The sequence below is a fragment of the Actinoplanes lutulentus genome, from assembly GCF_003259845.1.
In the GTDB taxonomy this organism is placed as follows: Bacteria; Actinomycetota; Actinomycetes; order Mycobacteriales; family Micromonosporaceae; genus Actinoplanes; species Actinoplanes lutulentus.
This window is the reverse complement of record NZ_QLMJ01000008.1, coordinates 239,973-254,607: the sequence shown is the minus strand read 5'-3', so window position 1 is coordinate 254,607 and position 14,635 is coordinate 239,973. Positions and strand designations below refer to the sequence as shown.

Below are 14,635 nucleotides of genomic sequence, written 5' to 3'. Positions count from 1 at the left end.
TGACGGCGCAAAGTCACAACATCGGGGCCGGGTCGACCGTTTGCGCCGTGCCTTCTGCCTGAGGTCGCCTTCTGTCGCCTTTCGGGCTGCCCCGCCGACGCATTTGTCGGTAAGCCCTGTTTAAGGTCCACGGCATGCACAGCACGCTCACGGAACACGCCCGATGCCGCTATGGCGACGAGTACCGGCCTGCTGTTGTGCCGCGATGTTCGTTGGATTACGAAGATCGGTACTTCATCGAGACGCTGACCTTCGCCGACGCGGAGGACATCCTGGCGATGCTGCACGAGTTGTGTCCGAACGTGGCTGACGGGCTCCTTCCGGTGTGGGTACGCAACCTGGCCTATCGGCTCGTGCTTCTCCAGCGGCCTGATGATCCGGCATTGATGCGAGAGGCCGCACTAAGCCTCTGGATGCATGGCCCGGATTGGGACGGCATCGCGGCGGACTTGGAGCGCCGGGCTGCGGCTCTCGAAAACGAGCTGAGCGGGTAAGTCTTCGACGGATGGCGGTCCCTTCTTGGCGGCCGTTGTGGCCGATCACGGCGACCTGGTGCTGTTCATCCAGCGCGAGCAGCAACGGCACGCCGAGGCGCAGCACTCGGATGCGTTGCGGTCCGACGACCGCGACGGAGGCGCTCAGCACCGCGGCACTAGATCATCCGCTGGCTATGGGACAGGGTTGAGGCGGTCGGCTGGTGGGTGACGAACGCCGTCGGCGTGCGGTTCTCCACGAGAAGCCTGCGGCGGAAATGTGCGCGGCGTGCGGTAGAACGGTGTGGTGATCGTGGTGGTGACCGGGCCGAGCGCTGCCGGGAAGACGACGTGGTGTCGGCGGCACTTTCCGGAGGACACGGTGCCTGAGTACGGTCCGGGCAGCGACGATCTGCCGGGACCGGAGCCTGCCGAACAGGCCGCGTTCTGGTGCGAGGTCAACGCACGGCGGTGGCGGGAGGCTGAGCGGCAGGAGCGGCGTGGTGGGCTGGCGGTCTGTGACGACGATCCGCTGAAGCTGCACTATGCCTGGTCGCTCGCCCGGATCGGCATGGTGTCCGAGCCGCACTGGCAGGCCGAGGTCGCTGCTCATCGCGCGGCCGTGGCGGCGGGACGGCTCGGGTTTGCGGATCTTGTGCTGGTCTCCGTGCCTGCGGAGGGGGAACTCCGGCGGCGTCGTGACACGGACCCTGGCCGGCGTCGGCGCAACTTCGACCTTCATGTCCGGCTGATCGAGCCGCTGCGGCAGTGGTATCAGGCCGTCGAGCGGGTCGGCGCCGCTCACGTCTGGTGGGAGTTGCCCGCTGCGGGTCTGCCTGACGAGTTGCCACGGCCGAGAGACAACCGGTGTGATGCCGGTGCCTTCGACGACGTTCTGGCGGCCTTGCCGAGCCTTCCGTGACGGCGGATCGAGTGCGCTGTCCACGAGGGGACAGACACCGAACAACCGCGGGTTCACCAGATCACGATGCCGCCAAGATCAGCAGGCTTTGGGCGTACCGACAAGGGAGCCGGCGCCGGATCTCGCACCGCGAGGTGGCAGCTGATTCGCAACCGGGGGCAACCGGTTGGCTATCAGACCAGGGGCTCGGGGGTCCGATAGGTCTGACGCAAGGCCGCCAAGCCGGACGGCCTGCGAGAACCTGGGGGATTGATCGTGGAGTTCATCGGCATGCTGGTCTCGTACATCCGCGCGGCGCACAAGTCGGACGAGGGTGCGACGGCTGTTGAGTACTCGCTGCTCGCGGCGTTGATCGCCGGTGGGCTCATTCTCGCGGTGACGAACCTTCGTAAGGACATCGAGGCGATGATCACGAACCTGATGGCCGCCATCTGACGGACTTCGACATATATAGCGAGCTGGACCTGATCCGCGAATCCTTGTCCAAGGGTTCGCGGATCGTCTGTTTCCAGGATTCTGCGGTCGGTAGCTGATCCGCAACCCGGGGCAACCGGTTGGCTATCAGACGAGTGGCTGTGCGGTCCGATAAGTCTGACGCAAGGCCGCCAAGCCGGACGGCCTGCGAGAACCTGGGGGATTGATCGTGGAGTTCATCGGCATGCTGGTCTCGTACATCCGCGCCGCGCACAAGTCGGACGAGGGTGCGACGGCTGTTGAGTACTCGCTGCTCGCAGCGTTGATCGCCGGTGGGCTCATTCTCGCCGTGACGAACCTCCGCAAGGACATCGAGGCGCTGATCACGTCGCTGATGGCCGCTATCTGACGCACGGAACGACAGGCTTCAGACGGACGGGCGGCGGGCTGCCTCGCGGGGCAGCTCCAGCGCGCCGCGTAGCTCGGCAGCGCCGCCGAGCCGGCTGAGGCTGATCGTCACGTCGCGGGCGATCACCGGGGGCGCGTGCGTGGTGAAGGCCTCGCGGATGCCGGCCACGATCGGTTCGATGGCGGGACCGATGGTGGTGTCGGCGATGACGCGTTCCGGGTCGAGGAAGGTGCACAGGTGCGCCAGCGGCCGGCCGAGCGCCCGCCCGATGTCATGCAAGATCCGCGACGCTTCGTCGGTTCCCATTTCCAGGAAGTCACCGTAACCCCGTGCTGCGGGCACGTTGCTGAGCTGGAGACTGGGACGGGATCCGACGGAAAGTTTGAGTGATGTCATCTTTAATACGGAAGCCGAGCATGGTGGCTCTGGTGCTGGTGACCGGCACCAGCACCCTGTCGACCGACACCTACATCGCCTCGCTGCCCGACGTGCAGACCACCCTCGGCACCACCTCGTCGATGGCGCAGCTGACGATGACGGCGTTCATCGTCGGCATGGCCGCCGGGCAGCTGCTCTCCGGGCCGGTCAGTGACTCCCGGGGCCGGCGCCGCCTGATCATCGCGGCGTCGGTGGTGTTCACCGTGCTGTCCGTGCTGTGTGCGCTGGTCACCAACGACTGGCTGTTCGTCGCCGAACGCGCCGTGCAGGGCATCGCCGCCGGAACCGCCGTGGCCGTCGGCCGGGCCGTGGTCAACGATGCCTGGAAAGGCCGGGCCGCCTCGGCGATGTTCGGCACCCTGTCGTCGGTGTCGCTGATCGGGCCGGTCATCGCGCCCGCCATCGGTGGTGTGCTGGTCACGTTCGGCAGCTGGCGCATCGTGTTCTGGTTCCTGGCCGCGGTCGGTGCCGCCATGGTGATCGCCGCGTACCTGAAACTGCCGGAGACCCTCCCGCCCGAGCGCCGCCACCCCGGCGGCCTGGCGCAACTGCGGCTGCGCGCCGCCGACCTGCTGCGCGACCGGCATTTCGCCTCTCCGGTGCTGGTCCAGTGCATGACCACGGCCGGGTTCTTCATCTACATCGGCGGGTCGTCGTTCGTGCTGCAGGACGGCCTCGGCGTCAGCACCGCGATGTACACGATCATCTTCGCGACCAACGCGACCGCGATGGTCACCGCGAGCGTGACGTTCCGGCTCCTGGTCATGCGTACGGGACCGGTAGTGCTGCGCCGATGCGCGATCGCCGTGCAGACGACCGGGGTGCTGGCGCTGTTCGCCGCCTCGCTGGTCGCCACCGATCACCGGCCGCCGCTGGCCGTGGTGTGGGTCTGCCTCGCCGTGATGACCGCCGGGCTCGGCATGTACCTGCCGTCGAACGGCGCGATCGCCCAGTTCGCCGGCCGTCGTGCCGCGGGCACCGCGTCGGCGTTCGGCGGCGGGCTGCCGTTCCTGGCCGGCGCGCTGACCACCCCGCTGACCGGCCTGCTCGGCAGCCAGACCGTGCTGACGATGGCGTCGTGCATGGCGTTCTTCTTCACCTGCGCGGCGGTGGCGAGCATCGTCCTGCGCAAGAACACCCTCGACCCGGACAACTCGCCGGTTACGGAGCCGCGTGAAGTGGGTACCGCCACGCTCCCGTAGGTTGACGGTTTCACACATCCGCAGGCGAGAGGGCGCAGCACACCATGACGGCAGATCCGGCAGAGGATCAGCGGGCGCTGTTCGGGCAGTCCACCGCCGTGTTCGCCCTTCTCTCAGGACCCTCGCACCTGGTCGAGACGGCGAACCCGGCGTTCTTCGCCGCCATCGGCGACGACCAGGGCCGGACCGGGATCCCGCTCGCGCAGCTCGCGCCCACCCTGGACGAGCAGGGGTTCATCGCGCTGATGGACCAGGTTCTCGCCACCGGTGAGGCGTACACCGGCCGTGACGTGCGCGTCGAGCTGGGCGCGCGGGAGGCGTTCTTCGACTTCACCTACGAGCCGCGCCGCGACGTGCCGGGGATCTGCGTCATCGGCGTGGAAACCACCCAGATCCGGCACGCCCAGCTCCTGATGGCCGAGCACCGGGCCCTGCTGGAGCAGATCGCCCGGCAGGCACCGCTGACCGACGTGCTCGACGGGATGGCCCGCAGCATCGAGGAACTCGCGCCGCAGGAGGTCCTGGTCTCGGTGCTGCTCGCCGATCCCGATGGGCTTCACCTGCGCCACGGCGCCGCGCCCAGCCTGCCGGCGTTCTACAACGAGGCCATCGACGGGATCGCCACCGGCGACGGCGTCGGCTCGTGCGGGACCGCCGCGCACCGGCGGGAACCGGTCATCGTCACCGACATCGGTACCGACCCGTTCTGGGACGACTTCCGGGAACTGGCCGTTCAGGCGGGACTGGCCGCATGCTGGTCGACGCCGATCCTGGCCCGTGACGGCGGTCTGCTGGGCACCTTCGCGATGTATCACCGGGTTCCGCGCGTACCCCAGGAAAGTGACCTCGCTCTGGCCCGGGTTTTCGCCGGGACGGCGGCTCTTGCCATTGAGCGCCACCACAGTGAGCAGGCCGAACGCGCCGCCGAGGCCCGGGTGCGGGCCGCGCACGACGACCTGGCGGAGGCGATGCGGGCCGAGCGGGAGTTGCGCGCGGAGGCCGAGCAGCGTGCGGCCGCGGCGGCGGAACTCGCTGCTCAGATGGACGCGGCGGCGGCCACGCTGGCCGCGAAACCGCATCCGGAACGCTGCCAGCTCGGCGGCGGCGCCGGATGCAGCGCACCGGCCGAGATCAAGATCGCGGACTCGTGGGGTGACGCGGCATGGGGGTGCCCGTCCCATGTCGAGGAGGCCATCATCAACGTGCGGTCGGTGTTCATCGCCAGCGAGGAACTCGGTGGGCTCGCGGCCTATCTGAACCGCTGACCTCCCACTCAGCCGGCGGCTGAGGGTGCCGATGAGCGGATTGTGCCGATCGGTCGACTTCGCGGCATGCCGGCGTGGCAGACGTGCCTGGTCGTCGGCATCGCCGCGACCCTCGCCTACACACTGCTGCCGGCGGGTGCCGGGTGGCAGGCAACCGGCTACGGCCTGATCGGCGCGAGCTGCGTCGTCGCGGTGGTTGGTGGCGTTCGCTTCCACCGGCCGGATCAACCCGGGACCTGGTACGCCTTCATCGTCGGCCTGGCCGCCTGGCTTGCCAGCACGGTCATCGACCGGGCTACGTCCGATCCGCCGCCGTCGCCGGTCAGCGGCGCGCTGGAACTGGCCGGCTATCCGCTGATGTGCTGGGCGCTGGTGGGACTGATCCGCGGCCGCGCACGGGCCCACGACCGCACGGCGCTGATCGACGCCGGCCTGGTGGCGGCCAGCCTGGGACTGCTCTACTGGATCTTCATGCTGGATGCGGTCGTCGCCGACACGACGCTGCCGTGGGGTCAGAGAACGGATGCGGTCGTGGTCGCCGCCGGCGACATCGTGCTGTTCGTTCTCGTCTCGCTGCTGGTCACCACACCCGGCGCCCGGACCGCGAGTTACCGGTTGCTGCTGGTGGCGCTGCTGCTGACCGCGGTCTCGGACATCCTGTTCGTGATGGGCGACGATGCGTCGCCGGGGCGGAGCCAGCCCACCGACGTCCTGTCGTTGCTGGCCAACAGCGTGGCCGCGGCGGCGGTGTGGCACCCGTCGATGCGGCGGCTCACCGTGCCGCTGTCCCAGCCGCCGGCGTTCGTCCGGCCCCGGCTGATCCTGCTCATCGTGACCCTCCTGCTGCCGCCGGCCGTCGGGCTCTACCAGGGCGCCACCGGTCACTCCGGTGACAACTGGCTCGCCACCGGCATCTGCTCGGTCACCCTGTTCCTGCTGGTCGGCGTACGCATGGCGGGGCTGCTGCGCCGTGTCGAAACCCAGGCACGCAGGCTGGCACAACTCGCCCAGCACGACGCGCTGACCGGACTGCCGAACCGCCGCCAGTGGGACGAACGCCTGACCGCCGCGGTCGCCGACAGCGCGGCCACCGGCCAGCCGCTGTTCGTCGCCCTGATCGACCTCGACCACTTCAAGAAGTACAACGACACGTACGGCCACCAGGCCGGCGACGAACTCCTGGCCACCGCCGCCGCTGCCTGGCGTGAGCAGGTCCGCGACGGCGATGTGCTGGCCCGGTACGGCGGCGAGGAGTTCGGCATGCTGCTCTCCGGTTGCACGGCGGCCGAGGCGACCGGGGTGCTCGATCGGCTGCTGGCCGTCACCCCGCAGCGGCAGACCTTCTCGGCCGGCCTGGCCCGCTGGGACGGCCGCGAGGGTCCGCACGCGCTGCTGCACCGCGCCGACCAGCTTCTGTACGCGAGCAAACGCGCCGGCCGCGCCCGCATCACCGCCGACATCGAGCAGCGTGCCGAAGCGGTTTCCGAGCGAGGCTGATTGCAGCGATCAACCGCGAGCCAGGAGAATCGCTGCGGTGACCACCGACCCCGAAACCCCCACTTTGCCGGCCGGTGATGTCGTGCCGTTCGGGCAGGCTGTCCGGGTCTGGTTCAGCATCTCGCTGCAGACGTTCGGTGGGCCGGCCGGGCAGATCGCCGTCATGCAGCGGCATCTCGTCGACGAGCGGCGCTGGATCGGGCAGAAGCGGTTTCTGCACGCGTTGAATTTCTGCATGCTGCTGCCCGGACCGGAAGCGCAGCAGCTTGCCATCTATGTGGGATGGCTGCTCAACGGGCTGCGCGGTGGGTTGGTCGCCGGGACGTTGTTCGTGCTGCCCGGTGTGGTCGCGCTGCTCGGGTTGTCCGCCGTCTACGTCGGCTACGGCGACACCACGGTGGTGACCGCGCTGTTCGCCGGGCTCGCCCCGGCGGTGGTGGCGATCGTCGTGCAAGCGGTGTGGCGGGTCTCCGGGCGGGCGCTGACCAGCCGGACCCTGGTCGTCTTCGCCGTGCTCGCGTTCCTGGCCCTGGCCGGATTCGCGGTGCCGTTCCCGGTCGTGATCGCGGCCGCCGCTCTCGCGGGCTGGGCGTTGCACCGGTGGCGGCCGCGGCTGGTCGAGTCCGGCGGCGGGCACGGTACGGCGACGCCGGGACCTGAGCCGTTGATCTCCGACGACGTGCTGCACCACGAGCAGCCGTCGCGGCGGCGGACCGCGACGATCCTGATCGTCGGGCTGGCCGCCTGGTTCCTTCCGGTCGCGGTGTTCGCCATGGTCACCGGCGCCGGCAGCGTTTACACCCAGCAGGGTCTGTTCTTCTCCGGCACCGCCGTGGTCACCTTCGGTGGGGCGTACGCGGTCCTGGCGTTCGTCGCGCAGCGGGCCGTCGAGCACTACGCCTGGCTGTCCGCCGGTGACATGGTCCGTGGTCTTGCTCTCGCCGAGAGCACCCCGGGGCCGCTGATCATGGTGGTGCAGTTCGTCGCGTTCCTCGGTGCCTACAGCAATCCGGGCAGTCTGGACCCGTGGGTCGCCGGTGTTGTGGCGTCGCTGCTGACCACGTGGGTCACGTTCGTGCCGTGTTTCCTGTTCATTCTGCTCGGGGCGCCCTATGTGGAACGGCTGCGCGGCAATCGGTCGTTGTCGGCGGCGCTGACCGGCATCACCGCAGCGGTTGTCGGGGTCATCGCGAACCTGGGGTTGTATTTCGCCGTGCATACGCTGTTCAGCGCGGTGCGGGAGGTTGAGTTCGGGCCGCTGCACGTGCTTCTTCCGGACTTCGGCAGTGCTCGTCCCGTACCCCTGGCAATTGCCGCGGCAGCGGCGGTTTTGATCTTTTGGCGGTCGTGGCCGGTGTTGCGGGTGCTCGGGGTGTGCGCGGTCCTGGGGTTGGTCGCCGGGCTCACGGGATTGCCGGGCGTGTGACCCTGCCCGTGGAACGCCACGGGGCGACGGTGGTTCGGCCGGCGTGGCGCAGCATCGCACTGACCACCAGGGGGTGCACCAGGCGCACGACGGCGAGGTATCCGCCTGGCGATGCTTGCCGCGGCCGACCACCCGCACGTCGCCCCGGTGCTCGCCCGGGTCACCGAGCGGCGGGTGGAGTACACCGCAGGCCTGTTCGCAGCACTCGGCTGGCCGGCTGAGGAGGCCCGGCGCTGGGGGCTGCTCGCCGTCACTGCCTACCTGGGCTACGCGCAGATGGCGCACGTCGCGCCGGGGGCCCTGCCTGCCGCCGAGGCGGAGCGCCACCGTTACGTCGACCAGGTCGTCCGGCTGCTCACCGCCGCCGACTGACGACTGTCTCAGGCCGTGGAAATCAGCGGCGATTCCTCTGCCGACTGTTTCTATGCTCCGGGAATGACTGAACCCTCCGCGGTAGCAGCCGCCTATCTTCGGGCCAAGACGGCCGGATTCGGCTACTCCAGCGAACCGCTCGCCGGGCAGTTGCTGGCCACCCTGAGTGCCGCGGTGCGTCCGGGCGGCCGCATTCTCGAGCTGGGAACCGGGGCCGGCGCCGGGCTGGCCTGGATCAGTCACGGCCTCGGTGACCGCCGTGACGTGCAGGTCGTCTCGGTGGAATGCGACGAGGACCTCGCCGCTGCCGTGCGGGACGCCGGTCTGCCGGACCGGTTCGAGGTGCTCACCGGTGACGCGGAGGCGCTGCTGCCCGACCTCGGCACGTTCGACTTGATCTTCGCGGATGCGCCGGCTGGTAAGTGGACCGGCCTGGACCTGACCATCGCCGCCCTCGCCGACGGCGGCGTGCTGTTCGTCGACGACATGGACCCGGGCCGCTACACCGAGCCCGAGCATGTCGCGATCGTCGCCGGGATCCGTCGCACGCTCGTCGAGCACGACGACCTCGTCACCACCGATCTGCCCGTGGGCAGCGGGTTCATCCTGGCCGTCCGCCGCTGAATGCCGTGCCGCGGCGCTGTACGAACCGGGAGGTCAGCGGCGTGCCGATGCGCTGATGCCGACGGCCCATCGGGTCAGCGACGGGTCGGTCAACGTAGCGAGGATGGTCTCCGCCCGGGTCCAGCAGGTCTCGGTGTCCACGAGCAGGCCGTCGCAGTCGACGATGACGGCGTCGACGGTGTCAGGCAACGACATTCCGGGCTCCTCAGCGGTCACGGCCAGAGCATTTGCACTCCCATGCCACCGTGCCGGGGCGTGGCGCAGCCGATCCCGTCATGCGGCAGGAGCGCGAGGGCGGCGGATCATGGAGAGCCGCATCCGCGATGCTGCTGGGTCAGCCAGCGCATCACGTGCAGGGCGTGTGAGGCCGGGTCCGGGATCGGGTGGAAGACGTGCTCCACCAGGTCGTCGCTGACGATCAGGGTCAGCCGGTCGTAGACGACCAGGTCTCCGGCGGTCCGGGACGGAAGCCCGGTGGCGGCGGCGAGGGACAGCTTCGGGTCGGGGATCAGCGGGTACGGCAGCCGCAGCCGATGAGCGAGCTCGCGCTGGTATCCGGTCGACTGCGCGGACAGCCCGTAGACCCGGGCGGCTCCGGCGGCGAGCAGTTCACTGTGGTGGTCACGCAGCCAGATGCCCTCGCCGCGGGCGCCGTGCACTTCGAGCAGGCTGCGGCGCACACGTCGTCGTCGGTGGCGATCGACTCGACGAACGGGCGGGTCTCCTCGACGGTCAGGCCCAGCGCGATCAGCTCGCGGATCTGCGCGACCTGCCGTTCCGCGATCGGCTCGTAGTCGCGGTACCCGTTGCTCAGCCGCCGGGGCACGACCAGCCCGGCGGCCTCGTAGTAGCGCAGCGCCCGCAACGTCGTACCGGTCCGGCGTGCCAGTTCTCCCACCCGCATGCGGGCACCCTAAACCTGTACCCCGGGGTACAGGTCAACATGGTGATCGTCGCGATGACAGCACACCCGCCCAGCCTCCAGGCTTGCGTCCGGCAATGACGGCACGAGCAAGGAGCACAGATGACGGCCATCAGCCGGGTTCTCGGGCGGCAGATCCTGGACAGCCGGGGCAACCCCAGCGTCGAGGTCGACGTGGTACTCGCCGACGGCTCGACGGGGCGGGCCGCGGTGCCCTCCGGGGCGTCGACCGGAGCGAACGAGGCGGTCGAGCTCCGCGACGGCGACCCGGCGCGGTACCACGGCAAAGGTGTCGGCAAGGCCGTCGCCGCGGTCAACGGCGAGATCGCCGAGGCGGTGACCGGCCTGCACGCCGAGGACCAGGCGCTGATCGATCAGGCGATGATCGATCTGGACGGCACCAAGGACAAGGGCCGGCTCGGCGCCAACGCGATCCTCGGGGTGTCCCTCGCGGTGGTCAAGGCCGCGGCCGAGGCGCACCGGCTACCTCTCTATCGGTACGTCGGTGGGGTCGGAGCGCGGCTGCTGCCGGTCCCGATGATCAATATCGTCAACGGGGGAGCGCACGCCGACAATCCACTTGACTTCCAGGAATTCATGATCGCCCCGATCGGGGCGCCGTCGTTTGCCGAGGCCGTCCGGATGGGCGCCGAGGTGTTCCACACGCTGCGCCGCTCGCTGGCCGCGGCCGGGCACGACACAAACGTGGGTGACGAGGGCGGCTTTGCGCCCCGGTTCACCGATGCCGACGAGGCTCTGCGGTTCGTGGTGCAGGCGATCGAGGACACCGGATATCGACCTGGCACCGACATCACCGTCTGCCTCGACCCGGCGAGCAGTGAGTTCTACCGCGACGGAAAGTACGAGTACACCGGTGAGGGTCGCACCCGTACGTCCGCCGAACACATCGACTACCTGCTGGAACTGGCCGGGCGGTACCCGATCACCTCGATCGAGGACCCGATGGCCGAGGACGACTTCACCGGCTGGAAGAACCTCACCCAGCAGGCCGGCGACCGCCTCCAGCTCGTCGGCGACGACGTCTTCTGCACCGACGCCGACCGGCTGCTCGACGGCATCACCGGCGGCTACGCCAACGCGATCCTCGTAAAGGTCAACCAGATCGGCACGCTCACCGAGACACTGCGGACCGTCGACACCGCGCACAAGGCCGGCTATCGCGTGGTGATGTCACATCGCTCCGGCGAGACCGAGGACACCACGATCGCCGATCTCGCCGTCGCCACCGGCTGCGGCCAGATCAAGACCGGCTCGCTGTCACGCAGCGACCGGACCGCCAAGTACAACCAGCTGCTGCGCATCGAGGAGCAGCTGGGCCGGTCCGCCCGCTACGCCGGCACTGAATATCGACGTCGGCACTGGTGATCGCGGTGTGGCGGCGGCGCCCTGGTGGGATCTGCCGGGCCGGGCGGCCGCCACCGCGGTGCTCGTTCTGATCGTCACCGGCATCTCGGGTGGGCTGCTTGGCGACGTCGCTCGGAACGGGTGTCCGTGGGAATGGCGTGATCGTTTCCGCGTACCCAAGGGTCTGGTTTGTGATGAAGATCAAGGTCAAGATCAAGAGCGAGCTTGGGTACGGCGGAAGCGTCGCCGATCCGGGTTCAATGACGGCGCTCGGATGCCGAACAGAGGGGTGTGACTGTGGTGAGCGGCCCGGCATCCCCGCGGCGGCGCCGGGCCAGCGCGGCCTTGATGGTGCTCGTGTTGCTGGCCGGGCTGGTGGTGACCGCTACCGCCTATGCGACGGTCGAGGCCGGTGAGGATCGGTACGCCGACCAGGTCATGGATCGCTACGCCGGCGAGGTCACCGCGGCGATCACCGACCGGGTCACGCGGTACGGCGAGACGCTCACCGACATGGCGTACGCGGTCGGCGCCCAGTCGGATCTGAGTGCCGACGACTTCACCCGGATCACTGCCGGGCTGGACACGACCCGGCTGCCCGGCGCCAGCGCGCTCGGTTTCGTCGTGCCGGCTGTCACCGCACAGACCGGCGCGGTGCAGCGGTACTGGCGGGCCCGCGGCAACCCCGACCTGCGATTGCAGCCGGAGGCGGGCGAGGCGATGCACGAATACCTCATCCTGGAGAAGGCGTTCGACGAACGCGACATGCAGGGTACGGACGTGGGCGTCAGCGAACCGATCAGTGCCGCGCTGTACACCGCCCGGCACAGCAACCGGCTGGCGATCAGTTCCGCCTATCCGGCGTTGCGCGACAGCACGGTGGCCGCGAGGTCACGTCAGAGCAGCGTGGTGCTGGCGGTGCCGGTGCACAGCGGGCTGGGCTCGGCGGCGCCCGACGAGTTCAAGGGCTGGATGCTGCTGGGGCTGCGCGGTCAGGACTTCCTGGCGCAGGCCCTGCTCGAACGCGGGCACGGCACCGTGCAGGTCAGCCTCACCGACCCCGGCGAGGCCGGTGCCGTCATCGCCGCGGTCAGCCCGGGCACCCGAGCCTCCGGCACCACTTTGGTACGCCAGCACAACCTCTCCGTCGGACAACGCCGCTGGCACGTCACGGTGTGGCCCACCCACCGGCTGCTGACCACGACCGACCGGGGCATGAGCCGGCTCACCGCGGCCGCCGGAGCCGTCCTGACGATCCTGCTCGCCATCATGATCGGCAGCCTGGCCGGTAGCCGTAACCGGGCCCTGGAGCAGGTCGACCGGGCCACCGCAGCGCTGCGCCTCGACATCACCCGTCGCGAGCACGTCGAGGCCCAGCTCCAGCAGCTGGCGTTTCACGACCCGCTGACCGGCCTGGCCAACCGGCTGCTGTTCTACGACCGTCTCACTCACGCTATTGCCACGCACGCGCGCGGCGATCGTACGTTCGCTGTGCTCTTCATCGACCTGGACGGCTTCAAGCAGATCAACGATCAGCGCGGCCATCATGCCGGTGACGCGGTGCTGCGGGAGGTCGCGATCCGGCTGCGGACCGAACTGCGCGCCGGTGACACGGTGGCGCGTTTCGGCGGGGACGAGTTCGCGATCATCCTGGAAGGCCTGATCGACGATGTCGCCGCGCGCCCTACCGCTGAGCGGGTGATCGCCGTGGTGCAGCAGCCGATCGACATCGACGGTGAGCCGGCCCTGGTGTCGGCCAGCGTCGGCATCGCGGTCAACCGGCCCGGCGTGGACGCCGAGGACATCCTGCGCGAGGCGGACGCCGCGATGTACGCGGCGAAGGCCGCCGGCAAGAACCGTTACGTCGAAGCCACCAGCTGATCAGTCATGCGCGGTCGTGGAGGGTGATCTGGTAGCCGTCGGGGTCGGCGAAGGTGAACGTCCGGCCGAACGGGCCGTCGATCGGCGCGGTGACGATGGTGTGCCCGCCGGCGACGAGAGCGTCGTGGATGTCCTGGACGTCGGTGGCGTGCAGCCAGATCGCCGCACCGATGCCGGGCTGAGCGACGGACGCGAGATCGGTGCCCGGGACGATGTCGCGCAGGGCGAACGCGATCGGCTTGGTCTCGAAGACGACGGCGTGCGGCGGGCCCGCCGGGGAGCGCGTGAGCCCGAGGAACTGCTCGTAGAACGCCTGCGACGCGGCGAGGTCGCTCGCCTGCAGGGAGATGAAGTCGGGTCCGGTGACGGGCATGATGCTTGCTCCTTCGGTACATGTCAGTTTACTGACACGCACCACGCTATGTCAGAATGCTGACATGAGTCAAGGCGACGCCGGCATCGACCTGGAAACTTCACTCGGCTACCTGCTGAAAGAGGCGTCGAGCGCCCTGCGCGCGGCCATGGAAGCGGTGCTGCGGCCGCTGGGGATGACCGTGACGCACTACTCCTGCCTCGAACTGCTGGCGCAGCGCCCCGGCCTGTCGAACTCCGAGCTGGCGCGGGGCGCGTTCGTCACGCGGCAGTCGATGAACGTCCTGCTGCAGACCCTGGAGAAGGACGGGTACGTGACCCGGCCGGCCGAGGCGCCCGTCGGGAAGGCTCTGCCGGCACGGCTCACGCCACGAGGCCGGCGAAGTCTCGCCAAGGCGACCGCGGCGGTGCGATCGGTCGAGCTCAGGATGCTGGGAGCGATGTCCGAAACTGAGCAGGCGGCCGCGTACCGAAGTCTGAAGAGCATGATCGGCTCCCTGAGGGAGCCGGGCGGGGGTTGATCAGGGGTGTTCTGGCGGTACCTGTCTCGGCAGTGACTCCCAGTGGCGTGCGCGAAGAGGTTCCATGGATTCGCCTGGACACTGACTTCGAGGAGCACGACATGGAACTACTGCCCGTCCGCCCGACGGTGAAGACGCCCGCTGAGGCTTTCGTCGGCGACGTCTATATGACGCCGATCCACAGCGGGACCGGTCCGTCGCGGATGACCGCCGCGCTGGTGCGGTTCACGCCGGGTGCCCGCTCGAACTGGCACAGTCACGCGGTCGGCCAGACCTTGCACGTCACCGAGGGTGTCGGCCTGGTGGGCACCCGGGACGGCTCCACGTTTCGTATCCACGCGGGGGAGACCGTCGTCTGCCCGCCCGGCGAGGAGCACTGGCACGGGGCGGCTTCGGGCACCTTCATGAGCCATCTCGCCCTGCTCGAAGCCAAGCCGGACGGCAGCGACCCGACCACGTGGCTCGAACCGGTCAGCGCCGAAGAGTACGAACTTGCCAACAAGCACCTGAGCCGGTCGGACCTGGGCTGACG

At 69.3% G+C, this 14,635-nt stretch carries 18 protein-coding genes and 1 pseudogene; 14 read left to right on the top strand and 5 right to left on the bottom strand.

Annotated elements, in window-relative coordinates; genetic code table 11:
- The first annotated feature begins 134 nt into the window (after positions 1-134).
- The 4 genes from B0I29_RS19620 (at position 135) to B0I29_RS19605 (ending at position 2,218) form a co-directional block, all read left to right on the top strand.
- Positions 135-494: a hypothetical protein gene (locus tag B0I29_RS19620; protein ID WP_111650456.1), complete on the top strand. Its 360-nt coding sequence runs from the start codon at positions 135-137 to the stop codon at positions 492-494.
- A 361-nt stretch (positions 495-855) separates the two neighbouring features.
- A complete protein-coding gene (locus B0I29_RS19615) occupies positions 856-1,395 on the top strand; it encodes a hypothetical protein (RefSeq protein WP_146616825.1) in 540 nt (179 codons plus the stop codon).
- 255 nt (positions 1,396-1,650) lie between these two features.
- Entirely contained in the window at positions 1,651-1,830 is a 180-nt protein-coding gene (locus tag B0I29_RS19610) for a Flp family type IVb pilin (RefSeq protein ID WP_220091362.1), read from the top strand.
- Between the two features lie 208 nt (positions 1,831-2,038).
- Complete coding sequence (locus B0I29_RS19605; RefSeq protein WP_220091361.1) at positions 2,039-2,218, top strand: Flp family type IVb pilin; 180 nt, start codon at positions 2,039-2,041, stop codon at positions 2,216-2,218.
- Positions 2,219-2,236: 18 nt separating this feature from the next.
- On the opposite strand, the gene B0I29_RS19600 is transcribed toward B0I29_RS19605, so the two are convergent.
- Positions 2,237-2,614, bottom strand: a complete 378-nt coding sequence (locus B0I29_RS19600; RefSeq protein ID WP_146616824.1) for an ROK family protein — start codon at positions 2,612-2,614, stop codon at positions 2,237-2,239.
- Between the two features lie 20 nt (positions 2,615-2,634).
- Here B0I29_RS19600 and B0I29_RS19595 point away from each other — a divergent pair, with 20 nt between their 5' ends.
- The 6 genes from B0I29_RS19595 (at position 2,635) to B0I29_RS19570 (ending at position 9,042) form a co-directional block, all read left to right on the top strand.
- Entirely contained in the window at positions 2,635-3,858 is a 1,224-nt protein-coding gene (locus tag B0I29_RS19595; RefSeq protein ID WP_181557881.1) for a multidrug effflux MFS transporter, read from the top strand.
- Between the two features lie 44 nt (positions 3,859-3,902).
- Entirely contained in the window at positions 3,903-5,123 is a 1,221-nt protein-coding gene (locus B0I29_RS19590; protein WP_111650452.1) for a GAF domain-containing protein, read from the top strand.
- Positions 5,124-5,165: 42 nt separating this feature from the next.
- A complete protein-coding gene (locus B0I29_RS19585) occupies positions 5,166-6,620 on the top strand; it encodes a sensor domain-containing diguanylate cyclase (protein ID WP_146616823.1) in 1,455 nt (484 codons plus the stop codon).
- Positions 6,621-6,657: 37 nt separating this feature from the next.
- On the top strand, positions 6,658-8,046 hold the full coding sequence (chrA, locus tag B0I29_RS19580; protein ID WP_111650450.1) for a chromate efflux transporter: 1,389 nt from the start codon (positions 6,658-6,660) through the stop codon (positions 8,044-8,046).
- A 111-nt stretch (positions 8,047-8,157) separates the two neighbouring features.
- Positions 8,158-8,418, top strand: coding sequence for a hypothetical protein (locus B0I29_RS19575; RefSeq protein ID WP_181557880.1), 261 nt, complete (start codon positions 8,158-8,160; stop codon positions 8,416-8,418).
- A gap of 63 nt (positions 8,419-8,481) precedes the next feature.
- The gene (locus B0I29_RS19570; protein WP_111650449.1) at positions 8,482-9,042 is read left to right on the top strand and encodes an O-methyltransferase; all 561 of its coding nucleotides are present in this window, start codon (positions 8,482-8,484) and stop codon (positions 9,040-9,042) included.
- Between the two features lie 33 nt (positions 9,043-9,075).
- Here B0I29_RS19570 and B0I29_RS46785 read toward each other — a convergent pair whose 3' ends face one another.
- From B0I29_RS46785 to B0I29_RS46775, 3 genes and pseudogenes are all read right to left on the bottom strand, one after another.
- The gene (locus B0I29_RS46785; protein WP_245972619.1) at positions 9,076-9,237 is read right to left on the bottom strand and encodes a hypothetical protein; all 162 of its coding nucleotides are present in this window, start codon (positions 9,235-9,237) and stop codon (positions 9,076-9,078) included.
- 107 nt (positions 9,238-9,344) lie between these two features.
- A complete protein-coding gene (locus tag B0I29_RS46780; RefSeq protein ID WP_245972633.1) occupies positions 9,345-9,722 on the bottom strand; it encodes a thioredoxin domain-containing protein in 378 nt (125 codons plus the stop codon).
- A gap of 98 nt (positions 9,723-9,820) precedes the next feature.
- Positions 9,821-9,946, bottom strand: a pseudogene (locus B0I29_RS46775) (MerR family DNA-binding transcriptional regulator); the annotation flags it as partial.
- Positions 9,947-10,066: 120 nt separating this feature from the next.
- Here B0I29_RS46775 and eno point away from each other — a divergent pair.
- Together eno and B0I29_RS19550 are read left to right on the top strand one after the other, a co-directional pair.
- The gene (eno, locus tag B0I29_RS19555) at positions 10,067-11,350 is read left to right on the top strand and encodes a phosphopyruvate hydratase (RefSeq protein ID WP_111650448.1); all 1,284 of its coding nucleotides are present in this window, start codon (positions 10,067-10,069) and stop codon (positions 11,348-11,350) included.
- Positions 11,351-11,677: 327 nt separating this feature from the next.
- A complete protein-coding gene (locus B0I29_RS19550; RefSeq protein ID WP_181557879.1) occupies positions 11,678-13,210 on the top strand; it encodes a diguanylate cyclase domain-containing protein in 1,533 nt (510 codons plus the stop codon).
- Positions 13,211-13,214: 4 nt separating this feature from the next.
- On the opposite strand, the gene B0I29_RS19545 is transcribed toward B0I29_RS19550, so the two are convergent.
- The gene (locus tag B0I29_RS19545) at positions 13,215-13,583 is read right to left on the bottom strand and encodes a VOC family protein (protein WP_111650446.1); all 369 of its coding nucleotides are present in this window, start codon (positions 13,581-13,583) and stop codon (positions 13,215-13,217) included.
- 64 nt (positions 13,584-13,647) lie between these two features.
- Between B0I29_RS19545 and B0I29_RS19540 the strand changes: the two genes are divergently transcribed.
- Both B0I29_RS19540 and B0I29_RS19535 read left to right on the top strand, forming a co-directional pair.
- On the top strand, positions 13,648-14,103 hold the full coding sequence (locus tag B0I29_RS19540; protein WP_111650445.1) for a MarR family winged helix-turn-helix transcriptional regulator: 456 nt from the start codon (positions 13,648-13,650) through the stop codon (positions 14,101-14,103).
- Between the two features lie 101 nt (positions 14,104-14,204).
- On the top strand, positions 14,205-14,633 hold the full coding sequence (locus B0I29_RS19535) for a (R)-mandelonitrile lyase (RefSeq protein WP_111650555.1): 429 nt from the start codon (positions 14,205-14,207) through the stop codon (positions 14,631-14,633).
- The last annotated feature ends 2 nt before the right edge of the window (positions 14,634-14,635 follow it).